Below are 1,417 nucleotides of genomic sequence, written 5' to 3'. Positions count from 1 at the left end.
GCCGGTCCCGGCGGTGATCGCGGCGGTCGTGGCGGCCCGGGTGCAGGTCCGCGCGGACCGCGCTGATAGACCTACCGCATTTAGCAAGATTTCAGTTTACGATGACGCGGGCCCCTGGCCCGCGTTATTGTTTGTGAGCGGTGCCTTTCTGGGACGGGGCACTACCTATGCGGCACCAGCGCGAGCGAACCGTAGATGGCCTCCCCTTTCCCCGAGCGCGGCTTGGCACGGCTACGCCAGATCTGGCAGCAGCCGTTCGCGCTGGCTTTGATGGGGATTGCGCTGTGCGGCTGCTCCTTCGATCTGGGATCGCTGATGCCGGATAAGGACAAGCCTCAGGAAGCACCCAAGGCGGCCGCGCCCGCCGAGAGCGCGGTGAGCGCCGGCAACGTCACCGAAGCTCAGGCCCACACCGCAAAAGCGCAAGCCCTGGCAAAGTCAGGCGAGACCGCGGCAGCACTCGACGAGTTCAATCGCGCCGTCGGACTCGATCCCTATAATGCGCAGGCGCTCTATGGCCGCGCCCTGATCTACCAGGGCAATAACCAGCACGATTTCGCGATCGCCGATTTCACCGCTGCGAGCGGGCTCAACCCGCAGAAGGTCGACCCCCTGCTCGGCCGCGCCACCAGCTATCTCGCGCTCGGCAAGGTCAAGGAGGGCGTAGCCGATCTGGATGAGGCCTCTGAGGCCGATCCGCACAACGCGCAGGTCTGGACCACGCGCGGACAGGCCTATGAACGGTTGGGCGACAAGGCCAAGGCGGCGGCGTCCTACACCAGGGCTGTCTCGCTTCGCCCACGCGACGACGCCGCGCGCAGCGGCCTCGCCCGCGTCGGCGGCTGACGATTTGGGCGCAGCGAAGCCGCTGTCTTAATCGGGGGTGGCGCTCTTCGGCAGAACCGAGTGGAACATCGACTTCATGCCCGAGAGCATCTCGTCGGCGACATTCGTCTTCTTCGGCCGCGGCAAGGAGGCGCCGGCGTCGGCGCGCAGATCGAGCGGCGGCGCGATCATCGGCACGGGAATGTCAGCCGGCGGCGTCATCCGATTCGGATCGTCGTTGCTGACCGAGGCCGTGTAGGGCGGATTGGCCGACGAGGAGCCATCACTGCCATAGGCCTCGGATGAGGGCGTCGATACCGTGATCGGCGGCGGCAGCGGACGGACCGTAGCCGGCTCCATACTGATGACCCGCGGGGCCTCCGGCGTGCGGGCGGCCTCCCGCACCGCAGGCTCTGGCGGCCTCTCGGCTGATTTGGCCTCGGACGGCCGAACCTCGGCGGGCTTGGTTTCGGAAGATCTGGCCTCAGCCGACTTGCCTTCGGACGACTTGCCTTCAGCCGACTTGCCCTCAGGCGACTTGCGCAGGCGCTCGATGGCGGCACGCACCAGATCGTTGGCGTCGGGGGCCGGG

General features: G+C 67.5%; 1 protein-coding gene and 1 pseudogene. One reads left to right on the top strand and one right to left on the bottom strand.

The window, feature by feature from the left end; all coding sequences use genetic code 11:
• The first annotated feature begins 195 nt into the window (after nt 1–195).
• Entirely contained in the window at nt 196–846 is a 651-nt protein-coding gene (locus tag MOV74_RS38200) for a tetratricopeptide repeat protein (protein ID WP_246932685.1), read from the top strand.
• A gap of 27 nt (nt 847–873) precedes the next feature.
• Here MOV74_RS38200 and MOV74_RS38195 read toward each other — a convergent pair.
• Nucleotides 874–1,417, bottom strand: a pseudogene (locus MOV74_RS38195) (hypothetical protein); the annotation flags it as partial.

It is taken from the genome of Bradyrhizobium sp. SHOUNA76 (assembly GCF_023006445.1).
Taxonomy (GTDB): Bacteria; Pseudomonadota; Alphaproteobacteria; order Rhizobiales; family Xanthobacteraceae; genus Bradyrhizobium.
Note: the sequence above shows the minus strand (reverse complement) of the source record. Positions and strands in the feature narration are given on the sequence as shown.

Bases quoted from the DNA above. Each gene is read 5' to 3' on its own strand.
- MOV74_RS38200 (WP_246932685.1), top strand. From the start codon at position 196: ATGGCCTCCCCTTTCCCCGAGCGCGGCTTGGCACGGCTACGCCAGATC.